This is a genomic window from Nostocoides japonicum T1-X7, from assembly GCF_001046855.1.
Classification (GTDB): domain Bacteria; phylum Actinomycetota; class Actinomycetes; order Actinomycetales; family Dermatophilaceae; genus Nostocoides; species Nostocoides japonicum.
On record NZ_HF570958.1, the window covers coordinates 1,038,387 to 1,055,121 of the forward strand.

15 protein-coding genes and 1 tRNA gene are annotated in these 16,735 nt (G+C 71.1%); 8 read left to right on the forward strand and 8 right to left on the reverse strand.

All coding sequences use genetic code 11. The annotated features are described in order from the left end of the window. Nucleotides 1-75 precede the first annotated feature (75 nt). Nucleotides 76-1,560: a peptide MFS transporter gene (locus BN12_RS04780; RefSeq protein ID WP_048550511.1), complete on the forward strand. Its 1,485-nt coding sequence runs from the start codon at nt 76-78 to the stop codon at nt 1,558-1,560. 207 nt (nt 1,561-1,767) lie between these two features. Here the strand turns inward: BN12_RS04780 and BN12_RS04785 are convergent. Then, nucleotides 1,768-1,841: transfer RNA gene (locus tag BN12_RS04785), tRNA-Pro, on the reverse strand. An 86-nt stretch (nt 1,842-1,927) separates the two neighbouring features. Continuing rightward, nucleotides 1,928-2,920: a metallophosphoesterase gene (locus BN12_RS04790; protein WP_048550513.1), complete on the reverse strand. Its 993-nt coding sequence runs from the start codon at nt 2,918-2,920 to the stop codon at nt 1,928-1,930. 72 nt (nt 2,921-2,992) lie between these two features. Between BN12_RS04790 and BN12_RS04795 the strand changes: the two genes are divergently transcribed. After that, a complete protein-coding gene (locus tag BN12_RS04795) occupies nt 2,993-3,457 on the forward strand; it encodes a GatB/YqeY domain-containing protein (protein WP_048550515.1) in 465 nt (154 codons plus the stop codon). A gap of 64 nt (nt 3,458-3,521) precedes the next feature. On the opposite strand, the gene BN12_RS04800 is transcribed toward BN12_RS04795, so the two are convergent. Next, complete coding sequence (locus BN12_RS04800; protein WP_157635349.1) at nt 3,522-5,981, reverse strand: transglycosylase domain-containing protein; 2,460 nt, start codon at nt 5,979-5,981, stop codon at nt 3,522-3,524. Between the two features lie 251 nt (nt 5,982-6,232). Here BN12_RS04800 and BN12_RS04805 point away from each other — a divergent pair, with 251 nt between their 5' ends. Further along, nucleotides 6,233-6,553 (forward strand): WhiB family transcriptional regulator, encoded by a 321-nt coding sequence (locus tag BN12_RS04805; protein ID WP_048550517.1) that lies wholly within the window; start codon nt 6,233-6,235, stop codon nt 6,551-6,553. Between the two features lie 51 nt (nt 6,554-6,604). Here the strand turns inward: BN12_RS04805 and BN12_RS04810 are convergent, their stop codons facing one another. From BN12_RS04810 to BN12_RS04825, 4 genes are all read right to left on the reverse strand, one after another. Next, complete coding sequence (locus BN12_RS04810; RefSeq protein WP_083454422.1) at nt 6,605-7,816, reverse strand: ArsA family ATPase; 1,212 nt, start codon at nt 7,814-7,816, stop codon at nt 6,605-6,607. Between the two features lies 1 nt (nt 7,817). Beyond that, nucleotides 7,818-8,840 carry an ArsA-related P-loop ATPase gene (locus BN12_RS04815; protein ID WP_048550519.1) on the reverse strand — a complete coding sequence of 341 codons (1,023 nt, stop codon included), beginning with the start codon at nt 8,838-8,840 and terminating at the stop codon, nt 7,818-7,820. A gap of 36 nt (nt 8,841-8,876) precedes the next feature. Next, nucleotides 8,877-11,246: an HNH endonuclease signature motif containing protein gene (locus BN12_RS04820; RefSeq protein WP_048550521.1), complete on the reverse strand. Its 2,370-nt coding sequence runs from the start codon at nt 11,244-11,246 to the stop codon at nt 8,877-8,879. A 317-nt stretch (nt 11,247-11,563) separates the two neighbouring features. Beyond that, nucleotides 11,564-12,601 (reverse strand): alpha/beta hydrolase family protein, encoded by a 1,038-nt coding sequence (locus tag BN12_RS04825; RefSeq protein ID WP_048550523.1) that lies wholly within the window; start codon nt 12,599-12,601, stop codon nt 11,564-11,566. A gap of 120 nt (nt 12,602-12,721) precedes the next feature. Between BN12_RS04825 and BN12_RS24315 the strand changes: the two genes are divergently transcribed. The 4 genes from BN12_RS24315 (at nt 12,722) to BN12_RS04840 (ending at nt 15,135) form a co-directional block, all read left to right on the forward strand. Beyond that, a complete protein-coding gene (locus tag BN12_RS24315; RefSeq protein ID WP_157635350.1) occupies nt 12,722-12,877 on the forward strand; it encodes a DUF4177 domain-containing protein in 156 nt (51 codons plus the stop codon). A gap of 1 nt (nt 12,878) precedes the next feature. Beyond that, nucleotides 12,879-13,352 carry a RidA family protein gene (locus tag BN12_RS04830; RefSeq protein WP_048550525.1) on the forward strand — a complete coding sequence of 158 codons (474 nt, stop codon included), beginning with the start codon at nt 12,879-12,881 and terminating at the stop codon, nt 13,350-13,352. Nucleotides 13,353-13,361: 9 nt separating this feature from the next. Then, nucleotides 13,362-14,162, forward strand: coding sequence for an NUDIX hydrolase (locus tag BN12_RS04835; RefSeq protein WP_053079954.1), 801 nt, complete (start codon nt 13,362-13,364; stop codon nt 14,160-14,162). Nucleotides 14,163-14,316: 154 nt separating this feature from the next. Then, nucleotides 14,317-15,135, forward strand: a complete 819-nt coding sequence (locus BN12_RS04840) for an MBL fold metallo-hydrolase (protein WP_235432303.1) — start codon at nt 14,317-14,319, stop codon at nt 15,133-15,135. Between the two features lie 29 nt (nt 15,136-15,164). On the opposite strand, the gene BN12_RS04845 is transcribed toward BN12_RS04840, so the two are convergent. After that, complete coding sequence (locus BN12_RS04845) at nt 15,165-15,842, reverse strand: Crp/Fnr family transcriptional regulator (protein WP_048550529.1); 678 nt, start codon at nt 15,840-15,842, stop codon at nt 15,165-15,167. Between the two features lie 180 nt (nt 15,843-16,022). On the opposite strand from BN12_RS04845, the gene nth reads away from it, so the two are divergent. Beyond that, a complete protein-coding gene (nth, locus tag BN12_RS04850; RefSeq protein ID WP_157635351.1) occupies nt 16,023-16,688 on the forward strand; it encodes an endonuclease III in 666 nt (221 codons plus the stop codon). The last annotated feature ends 47 nt before the right edge of the window (nt 16,689-16,735 follow it).

Consider the following 16,735-nt stretch of genomic DNA (forward strand, 5'->3'; position numbering starts at 1 on the left):
CAGATCGGACCAATCACCCCCACCGGTTCCTTGCCGTGTAACCGGAGCCACCCTGCAGAGTCAAAGGAGACCGCTATGACCTCGTCCGTCCAAGACCAGACAACCCGCCCTCCGGGCGGATTCTTCGGCCACCCCAAAGGGCTCTCCACGCTCTTCTTCACCGAGACGTGGGAACGGTTCTCGTACTACGGAATGAAGGCGATCCTTCTCTACTACATGTACGACCAGGCTGCGTCGGGCGGACTCGGCATCGATCAGGGCCTGGCCAAGTCCATCGTGGCCGTGTACGGCGCGGCGCTGTACATGTCCTCGATCCTGGGCGGCTGGATCGCCGACCGATTCCTCGGATCACGCCGCTCGATCCTGTATGGCGGCATCTTGATCATGCTCGCCCATCTCACCCTGGCGATTCCCGGCGGCGCCGCCTTCCTCTATGCCTCGATGGTGTTGCTCGTCATCGGGACGGGCATGCTCAAGCCGAACGTCACGAACTTGGTGGGTGGCCTGTACGCCGAGGACGACACCCGCCGCGACGCCGGCTTCAGCATCTTCTACATGGGCATCAACCTGGGAGCCTTCCTCGCGCCCCTGGTGATCGGCACGATCGGGCAGAGCTACAACTACCATCTCGGCTTCAGCCTCGCTGCCGCCGGCATGGCAGCCGGCCTCACCCAGTACTGGCTGAGGCGTCGGACCCTCGGGGACGTCGGGCTGGCTCCCACCAACCCGATGACGGAGACGGAGCGCGGACAGGCCGTCCTCCGGATCGGCATCGGTGTCGTCCTACTCGTCGCCTGCGCCGCGTTCCTGGTCGTGACCGGCGAGTTCACCGCCTCGTTGGTCGTCAACGCCGTCAGTCTGCTGGCATTCATCGTGCCGGTGGCCTACTTCGTCGTCATGTTCACGAGCAAGAAGGTCTCCGCCGTCGAGCGCAGCCGACTGGTCGCCTACATCCCGCTCTTCATCGGGGCGGTGCTGTTCTGGTTCGTCGAGGAGCAGCAGTTCACCGTCTGGGCCCAGTTCGCCGATCAGCAGACCGATCTCGACGCATTCGGTTTCCACATCCCGTCCTCGTGGGTCCAAGTCATCAGCGCGATGGACGTCATCATCTTCGCCCCGCTGCTGGCGCTGCTGTGGACCAAGCTCAAGCACCGGCAGCCGAGCACGCCACAGAAGTTCACCATCGGTCTGTTCCTCAGCGGCCTGAGCTTCCTCATCATGGCCCTGGTCTGCGTGCTGCAAGGCCCGGACGGCAAGGCCAACCCGCTCTGGCTGCTGCTGAGCCTCACGGTCCTGACGATCGGCGAACTGTGCCTGTCTCCGGTGGGACTGTCCGCCACGACCAAGCTCGCCCCAGCCGCGTTCGTCGCGCAGACCGTCGGCCTGTTCCTCGCCGCCGACGCGGCGGGGCAGGGCCTCATCGCGCAGGTCGCGCCGCTCTACAACCGGCACAGCGCTCCCGTCTACTTCGGAGTGATCGGCGGCTTCGTCTTGGTCGCCGCCGCAATCCTGGGCCTGCTGTCTCCTGCCATCAAGCGCAAGATGCACGGCGTCAGCTGAACCTCCGAGCGCCGTCCAGTGGCCTCTGAACCAGGCAGAGCACAGTCGCGGTGACAGGAGCCGTCGTCGCGTCCTGGTGACAGGAGCCGTCGTCGCGTCTCCCGCTCCTTCGTCGCGGGGATGCGCTCCTCCTCCCGGCATCCCGTCCCCCGACACGAAAAGCGGCGGATGGATCGACTCCGTCGATCCATCCGCCGCTTCCATGTGTCGGGGTGACAGGATTTGAACCTGCGACCTCTTCGTCCCGAACGAAGCGCGCTACCAAGCTGCGCCACACCCCGTGGCTCGCCGTCCGGCATACCGGAGCAGCGAAGCAAGAGAATAGCCGACCTCGTCCGCGCGCCCGAAATCGGTGCTGGCGCGCGGCTCAGGCGGCGGCGACGAGGGTGAGCAGGGTGGCCTCGGGGCGGCAGGCGAACCGGATGGGGGCGTAGCGGGAGGTGCCGAGGCCCGCGGAGACGTGGAGGTAGGCGGCGTCCGAGGGCGCTGCCGACGATGGCTGGGCCGCCTGCGAGCGCCCGACGGCCGCACGCCACCCGGATGCCCCGCCGGAGCCCGCTCCCGGCCACCACCGCGACAGGCCCTTGACCCGGGCGCGGTCGAGGTCACAGTTGGTCACCAGGGCGCCGTAGAGGGGGACGGCGACCTGTCCGCCGTGGGTGTGCCCGGCGATGACGAACCCCGCCCCGTCGGCCGTCACGGCGTCGAGGACGCGCTGGTAGGGAGCGTGGACGACCCCGACGGTGAGGGCGGCGTCCGGCGATGCGGGAGCCGCGACCTCGGCATACCGGTCGAGACCGATGTGGGGGTCGTTCGTGCCGACGAAGTCGAGTCGCTGACCGCCGAGGGACAGCGTCGCGCGGGCATTGTCCAGGTCCACCCATCCGCCGCAGGAGAGTCCGGCGACGAGCTCGTCGACGGGGAGTCGCGGTCGGTGGGTCTCGATGTCGCCGGTGCTGCGCCAGAGGTACCCGAGGGGGTTGCGCCAGGTGGGTGCGTAGTAGTCGTTCGACCCGAGGACGAAGATCCCGGGCCGTTCGAGGAGCGGCTCGAGGGCCCGCAGGAGGGGCGGAACGGCCTCCATGTGCGAGAGGTTGTCGCCGGTGTCGACGACGAGGTCCGGCTCGAGCGCGGCGAGCTCGCGGATCCACGCGATCTTGCGCTCCTGGTCGGGTACAAGGTGGATGTCGGTCACCTGCAGGATCCGGATCGGACGCGCTCCGGCCGGGAGCACCGGCACGGTCACCTCGCGCAGCGTGAACCAGTTCCGCTCGACGAGATATGCGTATGCCAGTGCCCCGGCTCCCGCCGCGACCGCACCGGCTGCTGTCGTCGCGGTCGCGCGAAGCGGAGAAGGCATGCCGACATTGTCGCTGGTCGTGGCCCAGTCCTCGCGCGCCGGGGTCGGCCGTGCGATGGGAGGATGTCGGCCATGAGCGAGACGAGCCTCAAGGAGCAGGTGCAGCACGATCTCCACGACGCGATGCGGGCCCACGACGCGGTGCGCGCGGGCACGCTGCGGATGGCGCTCACCGCCATCACGACCGAGGAGGTGGCCGGCACCGAGGCGCGCGAGCTCTCGGACGCCGAGGTGCTCAAGGTGCTCGCCAAGGAGGCCAAGAAGCGCAAGGAGGCCTCCACGGCATACACCGGCGCGGGGCGACCGGAGCTGGCCGAGCGGGAGGATGCCGAGCTCGCCGTCCTCGAGGGCTATCTGCCCGCCCAGCTCGACGACGCCGAGCTCGAGCGGATCGTCGAGGAGGCGATCGCCGCGACCGGTGCGAGCGGTATGCGGGACATGGGCCGGGTCATGAAGGCCGCCCAGGCCGTCGTCGCCGGTCGTGCCGACGGGGGACGCGTGTCGGCCATCGTCAAGGCGCTCCTCAGCGCGGGCTGACCCGGGCACGCGAGACCGCCGCCTCCGATGCGCTGGAGGCGGCGGTCTCGCGCGTCATGCGACGTCAGCCGTGGTGGGTCTTCGTCGGCTTCGGCTTCGGCTTCGACTTCTTGGGTTTCTCGGACTTCTTCGACGTCGAGGACGAGGACGGCTTCTTCTTCGTCTTCTGCGTCGCCGGCGGCTTGGGCGGTTTGGGCACGTAGCCGGTCGAGATGTAGTAGCCGACGGACGAGCCGCGCAGCGCCGAGCCGGACGGTGTCGTGCCGGCCACCGTCCCGGCCGGGTAGGTGCTGTACGACTGGCCGGCGTTGTAGGCGTCGAAGCCGGCGTCCTCGATGGCTGCCTTGGCCGCAGACGTGGACATCCCCACGACGTACGGGATCTTGACGTAGTCGCCGTTCGTGACCTTCGAGGACGCCTTCGGGAACTGCTCGACCGGCATGCCCTTCGAGGCCCTCGTCATGATCGACTGCCAGAGCGGGGCCGCAATGTCGGCGCCGAAGACGTTGCCCCGGTAGATCCCGCCGATTCGCTTGCCAGCCATGCTGAAGGGTGTACTCGGCACTCCGTTGCCGGTGCCGATTCCGGTTCCCACCCAGACCGCCGTCGCCAGCTGCGGCGTGATGCCGGCGAACCAGGTCTGGACGTGGGAGTCCGTCGTGCCCGTCTTGCCGGCCGACGGCCGGCCGGGAACGCCGAGTCCGGTGGCGGTTCCACCCGGCATCGTGAGCGGGGCCTTGAGGAGCTGGGCCACGCCGGCGGCGACGTCCTTGTCGAGGACGCGCTTGCACGGGTTCGCCCCGAGGGGGAGCTTCTTGCCGGTGCTGTCGGTGATCGACACGACCGGCGTCGGCTGGCAGTAGATGCCTCCCGAGGCGATCGTGGCGTAACCGGACGCCACCGTCATCGGGGAGATGGTGCCGGCACCGAGCGCCATCGTGGGGTACTTCGGAAGCGCCGCCCCGTTGCCCATGTGCAGCCCCATCTTCGTCATCGTGTCGATGACGTGGCAGACGCCGAGCTTCATGGTGAGCGAGGCGAAGGCGCTGTTGACGGAGGCGCCGGTCGCGGTCCACAGCGACATGGGACCACCGCCCCAGTTGGAGTCGTTGCGGACCGGCCAGGTCTGCCAGTCCTTGCAGCTGTCGCTGTTGTCCGAACGCGAGTAGTAGGCGGGCCTGCTGGGACCGGCCGCCTTGGCATACACCGAGCCGTTCACCGGTATGCCGTTGGACAGGGCGTCGGCGAGGATGTACATCTTCGCTGTCGACCCGATCTGGAAGCCGTAGGTCGAGCCGCCGTACTTGGCGTCGACGTTCCAGTTCTGCTGCGTGTAGGCCTTGCCCTTCTGGTTCCCCACGGGGAACTTCGAGGTCTGGCCCATGGCGAGGACCTTGCCCGTGCCGGGCTGGATGATCGTGGCCGCGGCCCCGACGCCCGACGGGTCGCCGGCCCACACCTTCTTGCGGAGCGTCTTGGTGATGTAGTCGCTCAGCGAGGGGTCGAGGGTCGTCTGGATCGTCAGGCCCTTGGTGTTGAGGTTCTTCAGTCGCTCAGCGGGGTCGGCGCCGAGCACCTTCTGCTGCTGGAGCCACGCGATGATGTAGGTGCAGAAGTACGGCTCCGACGACCGCTGGCAGGTGTTCTGGGCCGGCTTGACCTTGAGCATGCTCTTGACCGGCACCTTCTTGGCGGCGGTCGCCTGCTGGGCGGTGATGACGCCGAGCTGGGCCATCCGGTCGAGGACGACGTCACGGCGCGCCTGGGCGGCCTTGGGGTAGTGCACGGGATCGGTGACCCCTGGCTGCTGGACGAGCCCGGCGAGCAGCGCGGCCTGGTTGTAGTTGAGCTTCGCCGCAGACGTCGAGAAGTAGTGCTCCGCGGCGGCTTCGACGCCGTAGGCGAGGTCACCGTAGTAGGCGAGGTTGAGGTAGCCCTCGAGGATCTGGTCCTTGGTCAGGGTCTGCTCGAGCTTGACGGCGTACTTGAGCTCCTGGAGCTTGCGAGAGATGCCTTCGATCCCGCTCCGGGCGACCGCTGCCTGGGCGGCCTCCTGGTCGTCGTTCTGGAGGGCGTTCTCCTGGAGCGTCATCTTGACGTACTGCTGGGTGAGGGTCGACGCGCCCTGCTTGTCGCCCTGGACCGTCGAGACGAGGGCGCGGGACAGGCCTCGGACGTCGACGCCGCCGTGCTCGTAGAACCTGCTGTCCTCGATGGCGATCTGCGCCTTCTGCATGATCGGCGCGATCCGCTTGAGGGGGACGATGATCCGGTTCTCGGAGTAGGGCGTCGCGATGACGCCGCCCTTGGCGTCGAGGATGCGGGACTGCTGGTTGAGCGGGCTCTGGGTCAGATCACCGGGCAGCTCGTTGAAGAGCGAGACGCCGCCCTTGACCGTGCTGCCCGTCGCTCCGACCGCCGGGATGGCCAGGCCGGCCGCGAGCACCCCGGCGACGACGGCGAGCACGACGAACGCTGCGAGGAGGCGCAGGACGTTGCCGACGGCCGCCATCTTCCCGATCATGCCCACGAGGGTAACCCGGGGCACTGTGCCGGGCCGAAACGTCGACCTGATATGGCCGCGGGTGTCCCGCCAGGCCGCCCGTGACCGAGGGTTGTCCGAAATAGCCCGTAACGGCGGAATGACTAGTCACTGGGGGCCAGTCTGAAAACGGCCCCGATGTGCCATGGGAGTTTCTTTAACAAGTCTTTACTGTTCTCAACGTTGGACTTCATCGGTGGGGATGAGGCCAAGAGGCCCATTGGGAGGAACGGATGGCCGGCTACGTCGGTGCCACGCGCGATGCGTGGGCAAGGGATTGGACCAGCAGGGGCGTGTGTGCGGGGAAGGATCCCGACGCGCTCTTCGTTCGAGGCAAGGCGCAGCGTGCTGCCAAGGTGATCTGCAAGTCGTGCCCGGTCGTGGCCGAGTGCTTGGCGGACGCCCTCGACAACCGCACCGAGTTCGGGGTCTGGGGAGGCATGACCGAACGTGAGCGCCGGGCGCTGCTGCGCCGACGCCCCGACGTCGTGTCGTGGGAGGCCGAGATCATGGCCCTCCGCGACCAGACGCAGCAGCAGAAGCTGGCCGGCTGATCCGGTTCTCGACCTCCGCCGGGCCCTCGGGCCCGGCGGAGTCGTGTGTCCTCAGGTGCCCGTAGGGCGACCCGCGAGTGCGGCGCCGATGGCCCGCAGCCCGTCGAGGTCGTGGATGTCGCGGGACTGCGCTGCGACCTCCGACAGCGGTATGCCGGGGTGCCCGGCCCGGAACCGCCGGGTCGCCGCCGCGTGCCGGGAGGCGGTGCGGGCGATCTCCTCGTGCAGGCGCAACAGGTCGGTCGTCGTCCGGGCGCCCGTGCCGGCGTCCTCGAGTGCCTCGATCGCTGCGGCCGCCCGGGCCGCCGACAACCCGCTCGCCGCGACGCGCTGCATCCGGTTGACGACGACGCCGGCGAGCGGCATACCCTCCTCGTCCAGCCGGTCGATGAAGTAGGACGCCTCGCGGAGCGCGTCCCGCTCGGGCGCCGCGACGACGACGAATGCCGTCGCGTCCTCCTTGAGGAGGGCATACGTCTGGTCGGCGCGCTCGCGGAACCCCCCGAACATCGTGTCGAGCGCCGCGACGAAGGTCTGGACGTCGTGGAGCATCTGGCCGCCGAGGACCTTCGACAGGGTGCGGGTCGCGAGCTCGACGCCGGCGGAGAACACCTTGAGGTATGCCCTGCCGCCGGCTCTCGCGGGCGCGGCGAGCAGGCGGATGAACCGTCCGTCGAGGAACGACCCGAGCCGCTTCGGCGCGTCGAGGAAGTCCAGCGCGTTCCGGGACGGCGGGGTGTCGACGACGACGAGGTCCCACGTGCCGTCGCGGTCGGCCTCGGCGCGCAGCTGGCCGAGCTTCTCCATCGCCATGTACTCCTGGGTGCCCGCGAAGGAGCTCGACACCGCCTGGTAGAAGGGGTTCGCGAGGATCTGGGCGGCCTTCTCGGGCGTCGCGTGCTGCTCGACGACGTCGTCGAACGTCCGCTTCATGTCGAGCATCATCGCGTCGAGCCGGCCACCGGCGGACTCGTCGACGCCGCGGACGGGGCGGGGGGTGTTGTCGAGTGCCTCGAGGCCGAGGGACTGCGCGAGCCGACGGGCCGGGTCGATCGTGAGGACGACGACGCAGCGTCCCTGCTCGGCGGCCCGCAGGCCGAGCGCGGCCGCGGTCGTCGTCTTGCCGACTCCGCCCGAGCCGCAGCAGACGACGATGCCGACGTCGTCGCGGGCGAGCAGGTCGTCGACGTCCAGGGTGGTGGCGGCCGCGCTCGTCGACCCGCCGGTCGCGGTGCCTCGGTCGCCGTTCCGACCCGACGGCATCTCAGCCGACCCCCTGGGCGCGGAGGGCGTCGGCGAGGGTGCCGAGCCCGCCGCCCTCGATGCCGTCGGGCAGCCACGGCAGCCGGATGACCGGGAGGCCTTGGGCCTTGACGACCGCCGCCTGCTCCTGCTCGATCTCGACCCGCTCCGCGATGGCCAGCGCTTCGGTGAGCAGGCCCCCGATCATCGCGTCGCCGACGCGCACCCCGACCGAGGTGAGGTCGTCGCGGAGGGCCGAGCTCATCGCATACCGCCGCTCCTCGTCCTCCGTCGCGACGGCCCGGAGCCGCTCGAAGGGCAGGACGGGGTCGGTGACCTCGTTGACGACGATGGCTCCGAGGGGGACCTCGATCGCGCGGATCTCCGCCAGCGCGTCGACCGTCTCCTGGACCGGCATCTCCTCGAGGAGGGTCACGACGTGCACCACCGTCCTCGCGCTGTGCAGCAGCCGCGTGATGGAGTCCGCCTGACCGCGGATCGGGCCGACCTTGGCCACGTCGGCCACCTCGGCGTTGACGTTGAGGAACCGGGTGATCCGGCCCGTCGGGGGTGCGTCGAGGACGACCGCGTCCCACACGAGGTCACCCTTGCCGCGCTTGTGTCCCGTCGTGCGACCGACCGCCTCGTAGACCTTGCCGATGAGCAGGACGTCTCGAACGCCGGGAGCGATCGTCGTCGCGAAGTCGATGGCGCCGACCCGCTCGAGGACCGAACCGGCCCGCCCGAGGCGGTAGAAGGTCTGGAGGTACTCCATGAGCGCGGCCTTTGCGTCGACGGCGAGTCCCCACACCTCGCCGCCCGACCGATGGCTGAGGATGCGGACCTCCTCGGTCCCGATCGGGGCGACGTCGAACGTCTGGGCGATGCCCTGGCGGCCCTCGACCTCGGCGAGCAGCACCCGATGTCCTTGCTCGGCCATGGCGATCGCCATCGCTGAGGCGACCGTCGTCTTGCCCGTTCCCCCCTTGCCGGTCACGATGTGGAGCCGGGCACCCCCGAAGGACCTCGTGGGGTTGGCCGCCATGCCGCCCAACCTACCGTCGCGCCCAGGCGGAGTCGGTCAGAAGGGCGGCGGCTCGGCCCAGGCCCGCGCCCGCTCCTCGGCCTCGGCCCGCGCGGCCTCCGCGGCGAGGTACTGCTCGACGTGGACGATGGTCTCGGCCCACATGTCCTCGAGCCAGGAGAACGGCTCCTCCTGGTCCCCGCCGGACCCGGCCGGACGGTATGCGGTCTCCTCGGGCTCCCAGCCGGACCTTGGCTCCGCACGCGAAGGTGGGAGGGCCCGCCCGTCGGCACGGCCGAGCAGGTCGACGGGCAGGGAGGTGCGGACGCGACCGGTGGGGTCGGTGACCTCCAGCGTGCCGTCCGGCAGGAGCCGGGCGTGCCAGCCAGGGCGCTGCTTGATCCGGTGGTGGCGACGGCACAGACACACGAGGTTTCCCGCCGCTGTCGGTCCCGCGGGCCAGGGGCGAACGTGGTCGAGGTCGCAGAACCGTGCACTGACCGCGCAGTCCGGGAAACGGCACCGTCCGTCCCGAGCGCGGACCAGAGCCGCCAGCGCCTCCGTCGGCCGATAGGCGTCGGTCTCCAGCACGGGAGGTCGCCGTCGCCGACGACGCCGTCCCCGGCGGTCCGTGCGCTCCCCGCCCGGGCTGTCGGCCGGCTCCCCTCTTCGGTCACCCGTGCCACGGACTCCGCGGCCAGCAGGACGCTCGACCTCTCGAGGCGGGCTGAGGCGGGCCCCGGTCACGGGGTCGCATCCCACGAGGGAGGCCCGGCACCTGACCCGGGCCAGCAGGTCCCGCAGCCACCCCAGCGGCACGAAGCTCGTCCCGGGTGTCCCGTAGCCGATGACCGGAACCATCGCGTCGGCCGGTAGCTCGCTCTCGGACCGGGCCGAGGCGCTCGTCCGGGTCTGGTCCGTCCCGACGTCGGCGGGGGTGGCCCCATGGCCCGGATCCGAGGCTCCGGCAGTCGCGCCCACCTTCGCAATGGCCGTCGGGTGGGCGGTCTCGGCGTCTGCGGAGGAGCTCTCCTGGTCCGTTGTCGAGTCAGCGCCAGTCGTGCCTGCCGTTGCCGCGGTCGTCGGGTGGACGACCTCGGTATCGGCCGGGGATCTCCCCTGGTCCGCTGTCGAGTCCGCGGCGGTCGTGCCCACCTTCACCGAGACCGACGACTGGACCGGCCCGGCCGCCGCTGGTGCGGTGGCCCCGACCGTCGCACCATGGGCCTCAACGGCGTCGTTGACTGAGTCGTGCTGATCCGTCACTGCCTGCTCGGGGTGCGCCTCGACGTCCGAGCGCGACTCGGTGTCCGACGATTGCGGGTCGCCCTGCGGCGGTGGCTCGGCGCTGGCCTCGGCCGCTGCTCGGGTGTCCGAGGGTGTCTCGGCGTCCGAGCACGACTCGGCGTCCGAGGATGGCTCGGCGACAGCCTGCGACCGTGGTTCCGCCTGCGATGGTGCCTCTGCTTCGGCCTCGCCGGTCGCCTCGGTCGCTGCTCGGGTGTCCGAGGGTGTCTCGGCGTCCGAGCGGGATTCGGTGTCCGACGATTGCGGGTCGGCCTGCGATGGTGCTTCTGCTTCTGACTCGGCCTCGGCGGCATCGGAGAGGGCGGCCAGCAGGTCGTCCACGAGGTCCTGCGGCACCGCCAGCTGAACCTCGTACGATCCGCGGGTCCGACCGAGGATGAGGTCGATCATGGCGTCGGCGCGGGCCTGCTCGAGCGTGGGGTTGCGTCCCTCGTCCACGTAGTCGCGGGCCACAACGTCGACGGCGGCCCAGGCCTCTCGGGATCGCTCGATCGGCAGGTTCGCCTCCCACCGGTCCACCCCGAGGTAGTCCGTGATCCGCCGCAGCGACCGCTCGGCCCTGGCGCGCGCCGCGCGCTGACGTACGAGCGCCGGGTCGATCGCCGACAGCTCGCGCACCACTCGGCGCCGCAACGGCCCGGCCGTCTCCCGCCCGAGCCGTGGTGCCAGCGTCTCCGCCACCCGATGAGCCACCTCGTCGGGCGCGTCACAGAGCTCCGCAGCGATCACGGAAGCCCGCCATCCGTCGAGCCGGCCATCCGCCATCGCCTCGAGCACCGGCCCGAGACAGGTGGCCATCCGCACCGCGTCCGAGACGCGCGTCGAGGCGGCCTGCTCGCTGACGCCCAGCGGCCCGGCCACCAACGACGACGCGTCCAGGCGCGAGCAGCCCAGCCTGCGCGGCAGCTCCTCGATCGTGCCGTCCTCGTACTCCTGCGTCTCGAAGGCGGCCACTCGCGCCACGGCGTACGCCTGCACCGCGCCGATCGCGTTCATCGTCGCCTGGGACTGCGCGACGAGCTCGACCCACTCCTCCAGCGACTCCGCGGGCGCGTCGGGGCCCCGGAGCCGGGCGAACAACTCGCCGATCTCCGTGACTCCGGTCGCCATATCGAACATGAGTCCATAATACTGGGCGAGCCAAGAATGCACAAGCGTTCGAGTAGGGGGAAGATCGAGTGGGTGCAGCGCAATGCGCAGCGGGTGGCTCGACCGAGCGCATGCCTCTTGACCATCCGGGAACCGGCACGTCAACCAACCGGGGATTCGACCCGTCAACCCCAACGGGGACCTGGTCATTGACCAACCGGGGAACCGGCTCGTCGGCCAGCCGAGCGCACGGCCCATCCGTTCGAGCCGAGCACACGGCCCGTCGACCAACCGAGGAACAGCGGGCCAGCCCGCCACAGCCGTACCGCTCGTGACCGCCGGACGGGCTACCCGCCCGGAACGAGCGACTCGATGGCCTCGACGACGACGGTGTATGCCGGGGTCAGGGGGTCGATGAGGGCGAAATGGTCCGCCTCGCCGACGGCCACGAGGCGACACGCGGCATCGTCGGAGGTCCGCGAGGCGAGGTAGGCCTCGGAGACGGAGAGGGGAACGTTCATGTCGTCGGCTCCGTGAACGAGCACGGAGGGGACGACGAGCCGCTGACGAGCCGGGTCGGCGTCCACCGGTATGCCGTCGGCTGGATCCGCGGCGGGGTCACCCTTCGACTCGTGGCCGTGGGCGCCGGCCTCGTCGCGCGGGGTGGACTCATGACGCCGGGGGAGACCGACGAGCGCGCGGACCGCCTGGTCGCCGAGCGACTGCCGGTCGGCGAGGACGAGATCGAGGACTCCGGCGAGCGGCACGACGCCCGCGAGCCCGTCGACCCGGGCTCTGACGCCCGTGATGCCGGCGGTGCCCGCGGTGCCCGTGATGCCCGCGGTGGCGGTGGTCGGGCTGCTCGCGCACCAGGCGACGAGATGGCCGCCGGCGGAATGCCCCACGGCGACGACCGGCGAGGGAAGGGAGGGGTCCGCCACGATGGCGGTCAGAGCATCCGCGACGGCGTCGCCGGTGCCGGGCCACCCGCCACCGGGCATCCCGACGCGCGGGTACTCGACGGAAGCGACGTGGAAGCCGTCGCGAGCGAGGGCCCCGGCGAGCGAACGGAGATGGGTCCGGTCGTAGGCGGCCTTCCAGAAGCCGCCGTGGACGAGCGCGACGGTCACGGCGCGCGCCGGCGGTACGTCCCCCGTGTCGGCAGGTGTGGGCTTTCCGTGGCCGGGGGAGCCGGATGACCACGACAACCCCGCACCTGCCGAGGAGATGTCGGTGCGGCCCGGCGAGTCGGCGGCGGCGCGACCTGCCGAGGAGGAGAGGTCGTGCGCGGACCCGGCACGCGGCTCCCAGACCTCGTAGATCCCGGTCTCCCCCTCGGCATACCGCACGACCCGGTCCGGCTCGGGTCCGACCCGTTCGAGCACCGGGACGGCGTCCTGACCACGCGTATCGGAAGTGGGGGAGGGGGGACTGGAGGACGGCCCGGCGCCAATCGGCATACCCCTGATTGTGGCCCCCCGACCCACCTCCGTAAGGTGACTCGCATGACGAAGTGGGAGTATGCGACGGTGCCGCTCATCGTCCACGCGACGAAGCAGATCCTCGACCAGTGGGGAGAGGACGGCTGGGAGCTGGTCCAGGTCGTGACCGGGCCCGACGGCAACAGCCTCGTGGCATACCTCAAGCGAGAGAGGGCCTGACATGAGCGCCGTGGAGGACCGCCTGTCCGAGCTGGGGCTCAGCGTCCCCGACGTCGCCGCGCCGGTGGCCGCCTACGTGCCCGCCCTCCAGGACGGGCGGCTCGTCCACACGAGCGGGCAGCTGCCGATGGTCAGCGGCCAGCTCGTCCAGACCGGCAAGGTCGGCGACGGCCACGGGCTCGTGCCACCGGACGACGCGAAGGCCCTCGCGCAGACGTGCGCGCTCAACGCCATCGCGGCGGTGAAGTCGGTCGTCGGTGACCTCGACCGCGTCGAGCGGGTCGTCAAGGTCGTCGGGTTCGTCGCGAGCGACCCCTCGTTCACGGGGCAGCCGGGTGTCGTCAACGGCGCGAGCGAGCTGCTCGGGAAGGCGTTCGGCGAGGCGGGCACCCACGCGCGGTCCGCCGTCGGCGTCGCCGTCCTGCCTCTCGACGCCCCCGTCGAGGTGGAGATCGTCGTCGCCGTCCGCGACTGAGGCCCTCTGGTGATCCGGCGCTTCCCGATGGTCGAGGCGTCGCCGCTCAGCGGACGCGCCGGCGCGCGGAGCCCGAGCGACCCCTCGCCACCCCGGCTCGCCGCCACCGTCATGTGCGTGCGCGACGGGGACCGGGGCGTCGAGGTGTTCATGCTCCACCGGGTGCCGACGATGGTGTTCGCGCCCTCGATGCACGTGTTCCCGGGCGGCGGGGTCGACGCTGAGGACAGCCGTGCGGATCTGCCGTGGAGCGGGCCGCCGGTGGACGAGTGGGCTCGGCGGATGCGCACCGACGAGCCGACCGCCCGGATGCTCATCGCCGCAGCCGTCCGGGAGGTCTTCGAGGAGACCGGGGTCCTCCTCGGTGGGCCGTCCCGACTCGATGAGCCGTGGGCCGCGGCTCGGTCCGCGCTCGTCGCGCACGAGACGTCGCTCGCCGACGTCCTCATCGCCGGGGGCGAGGTGCTCCGCTCGGACCTGTTGGGTTACCGAGCCCATTGGACGACACCGGAGTTCGAGCCGCGCCGCTACGACACCCGGTTCTTCGCCGCCCTCGTGCCCGACGGACAGGTCGCGGACGGCGGGTCGAGCGAGGCACAGTCCGCGACCTGGGTGCGGCCCGCCGACCTGCTCGACGCGTATGCCGCGGGCGCGGCGCTCCTTCTCCCGCCGACCGTCGTGTGCCTCGAGCAGGTGGCCGCCGCAGGCTCAGCCGCCGACTTCGTCCGGGAGGAGCCCCCGGTCCACGAGGTCATCCCGTGGCTGGAGGAGTCGGCGGACGGCCTCGCGATCGTCATGGACCTGCCGTGAGAGCCGTCGGCACCCGGCGCTCGCGCCCGACCGGCGCCGGGCCAACCGCGGCGGCCCGACCAAGCGGACGGAGAAGCTGCATCGTGACGGAGGAGTTGCTCCGTCCGACTGCAACTTCTCCGTCCGGATGACCGAGGAGCCCCGAGGTGGTCCGATGAGCAGCGGTGACGGTATGCCGTGGGCCGGTGGCGTCGTCACGGAGCGTGCGACGTGCATCCTCGCACCGAATCCGGGCCCGATGACCCTCGACGGCACGAACACATGGGTGCTGCTCGAGCCGGGCGCGACCGAGGCCGTCGTCATCGACCCCGGCCCGCTCGACGACGGCCACCTGGCCCGGGTCCTCGAGGTGGTCACCGCGCGCGGGGCGCGGGTGACCCAGACGATCCTCACCCACGGGCACCTCGACCACAGCGAGGCGGGGCCGAGGTTCGCCGAGCTGACGGGGTCGCGGCTGCGGGCGCTGGGCCGCGGCCACGACGACCTCGGCGACGGGGACGTCGTGCGCGACGGTGGGCTGGAGCTGCGCGTCGTTGCGACCCCGGGGCATACGGCCGACTCGCTGTCGTTCGCCCTGCCGGGGGACCACGCGCTCCTCACCGGGGACACCGTCCTCGGCCGCGGGACGACGGTCGTCGCGCACCCGGACGGTGAGCTCGCGGCATACCTCGACTCGCTCGAGCGGATCCGGCGCCTCACGGGCGACGGCGACGTCGCGACGATCCTGCCCGGGCACGGACCGGTCGTGCCGGACGCGGCCGCGATGGTCGCCTTCTACGTGCGGCACCGCCACGAGCGGCTCGACCAGGTGCGCCAGGCGCTCGCCGACGGAGCGGCCGGGGCCGACGATCCCGTCGAGGACGTCGTCGAGCGCGTGTATGCCGACGTGCCGCGCGAGGTGTGGCCCGCGGCCCGGCTGTCGGTCCGGGCCCAGCTGGCCTACCTCGGCATACCCCTCGCCCCGACGCCGTAGGGCTGCGCTACCCCGCGGCGGACGGGGGGTTACTTCGCGCGGCGCTTGAGGCGGTCGACGTCCTGGAGGAGGACGGCCCGGGCCTCGAGCTTGAGCCAGCCGCGGGTCGCGAAGTCGGCGAGAGCCTTGTTCACCGTCTCCCGGGACGCGCCGACGAGCTGGGCGAGCTCCTCCTGGGTGAGGTCGTGCGACACCATGATCCCGTCCTCGGTCTGGCGGCCGAAGCGCTTGGCGAGGTCGAGGAGAGCCTTGGCGACCCGCCCCGGCACGTCGGTGAAGACGAGGTCGGCGAGGCTCTCGTTCGTGCGGCGCAGCCGGCGCGCGAGGGCCGCGAGGAGGGTGAGGGCGACGCGGGGGCGCGAGGTGAGGAACTCCTGCAGCTGCTCGTGACCGAGGCCGAGGAGCTGGGTCTCGGCGATCGCCGTCGCAGTCGCCGTCCGCGGACCGGGGTCGAACAGGCTCAGCTCCCCGAACATCTCGCCCGGCCCGAGGATCGCCAGGAGGTTCTCCCGGCCGTCGGGGCTCGTCCGGCCGAGCTTGATCTTGCCCTCGGCGATGACGTAGAGGCGGTCGCCGCGGTCCCCCTCGTGGAAGAGGACGTCGCCGCGCTCCATGTGCGTGCGTGTCATCGAGGACATGAGGGTCTCGGCGGACTCGTCGTCCACCCCGGCGAACAGAGGCGCGCGCCTCACCACGTCGTGGTCCACGGGGCACAGTCTGGCACAACGGCTCTCATCGTCCGGAGGGGTGGCGGTGGCCTGCGGCCCGCTGTCGGCGGCGGGACATAGGCTTGCGCCGTGCCCGCAGCCCGCACCGCCCCGAGGTCCCGCTCGCGGAGCGCGCCTCATGAGGAGTCTGCGCTCGCGAGGACCCGTCGCGCGCGGCGGATGTACCGGATCCTGCGCGACTACTACCCGTATGCCCATTGCGAGCTCGACTTCGAGACCCCCCTCCAGCTGCTCGTCGCAACCGTCCTGTCGGCACAGACGACCGACGTCACCGTCAACAAGGTCACGCCGACGCTCTTCGCGCGGTACCCGACCGCGGAGGCGCTCGCGGGGGCCGACCGGGAGGCGATGGAGGCGCTCCTCAAGCCGACCGGGTTCTTCCGGGCCAAGACGAACTCGGTCATCAACCTCGCCGCGGCCCTCGTCGAGCGCTACGACGGCGAGGTGCCGCCGCGGATGAAGGATCTCGTCACCCTCCCGGGAGTGGGCCGCAAGACGGCGAACGTCGTGCTCGGCAACGCCTTCGGCATACCGGGCATCACCGTCGACACCCACTTCGGGCGGCTGGTCCGCCGGTTCGGCTGGACGGAGGAGACCGACCCGGTCAAGGTCGAGCAGATCGTCGGCGCCCTCATCCCCCGCAAGGAGTGGACGATGCTGTCGCACGTCCTCATCTTCCACGGCCGGCGGATCTGCCACGCCCGCCGGCCGGCCTGCGGTGCCTGTCCGGTGGCGGACCTCTGCCCGTCGTACGGCGAGGGCGAGACCGACCCCGTCAAGGCGAGGAAGCTGCTGAAGTTCGAGCTGTCGTCGGGGGGCTCGTGACGGTGCGGCCGGCGTGGCTCGATCACGTCGCCGCCGTCGTCGACGAC

What these genes read in the sequence shown, in the direction of transcription:
- BN12_RS04780 (WP_048550511.1), top strand. Translation starts at nt 76, where the DNA reads ATGACCTCGTCCGTCCAAGACCAGACAACCCGCCCTCCGGGCGGATTC.
- BN12_RS04790 (WP_048550513.1), bottom strand. Translation starts at nt 2,920, where the DNA reads ATGCCTTCTCCGCTTCGCGCGACCGCGACGACAGCAGCCGGTGCGGTC.
- BN12_RS04795 (WP_048550515.1), top strand. Translation starts at nt 2,993, where the DNA reads ATGAGCGAGACGAGCCTCAAGGAGCAGGTGCAGCACGATCTCCACGAC.
- BN12_RS04800 (WP_157635349.1), bottom strand. Translation starts at nt 5,981, where the DNA reads ATGATCGGGAAGATGGCGGCCGTCGGCAACGTCCTGCGCCTCCTCGCA.
- BN12_RS04805 (WP_048550517.1), top strand. Translation starts at nt 6,233, where the DNA reads ATGGCCGGCTACGTCGGTGCCACGCGCGATGCGTGGGCAAGGGATTGG.
- BN12_RS04810 (WP_083454422.1), bottom strand. Translation starts at nt 7,816, where the DNA reads ATGCCGTCGGGTCGGAACGGCGACCGAGGCACCGCGACCGGCGGGTCG.
- BN12_RS04815 (WP_048550519.1), bottom strand. Translation starts at nt 8,840, where the DNA reads ATGGCGGCCAACCCCACGAGGTCCTTCGGGGGTGCCCGGCTCCACATC.
- BN12_RS04820 (WP_048550521.1), bottom strand. Translation starts at nt 11,246, where the DNA reads ATGTTCGATATGGCGACCGGAGTCACGGAGATCGGCGAGTTGTTCGCC.
- BN12_RS24315 (WP_157635350.1), top strand. Translation starts at nt 12,722, where the DNA reads ATGACGAAGTGGGAGTATGCGACGGTGCCGCTCATCGTCCACGCGACG.
- BN12_RS04830 (WP_048550525.1), top strand. Translation starts at nt 12,879, where the DNA reads ATGAGCGCCGTGGAGGACCGCCTGTCCGAGCTGGGGCTCAGCGTCCCC.
- BN12_RS04840 (WP_235432303.1), top strand. Translation starts at nt 14,317, where the DNA reads ATGAGCAGCGGTGACGGTATGCCGTGGGCCGGTGGCGTCGTCACGGAG.
- nth (WP_157635351.1), top strand. Translation starts at nt 16,023, where the DNA reads ATGTACCGGATCCTGCGCGACTACTACCCGTATGCCCATTGCGAGCTC.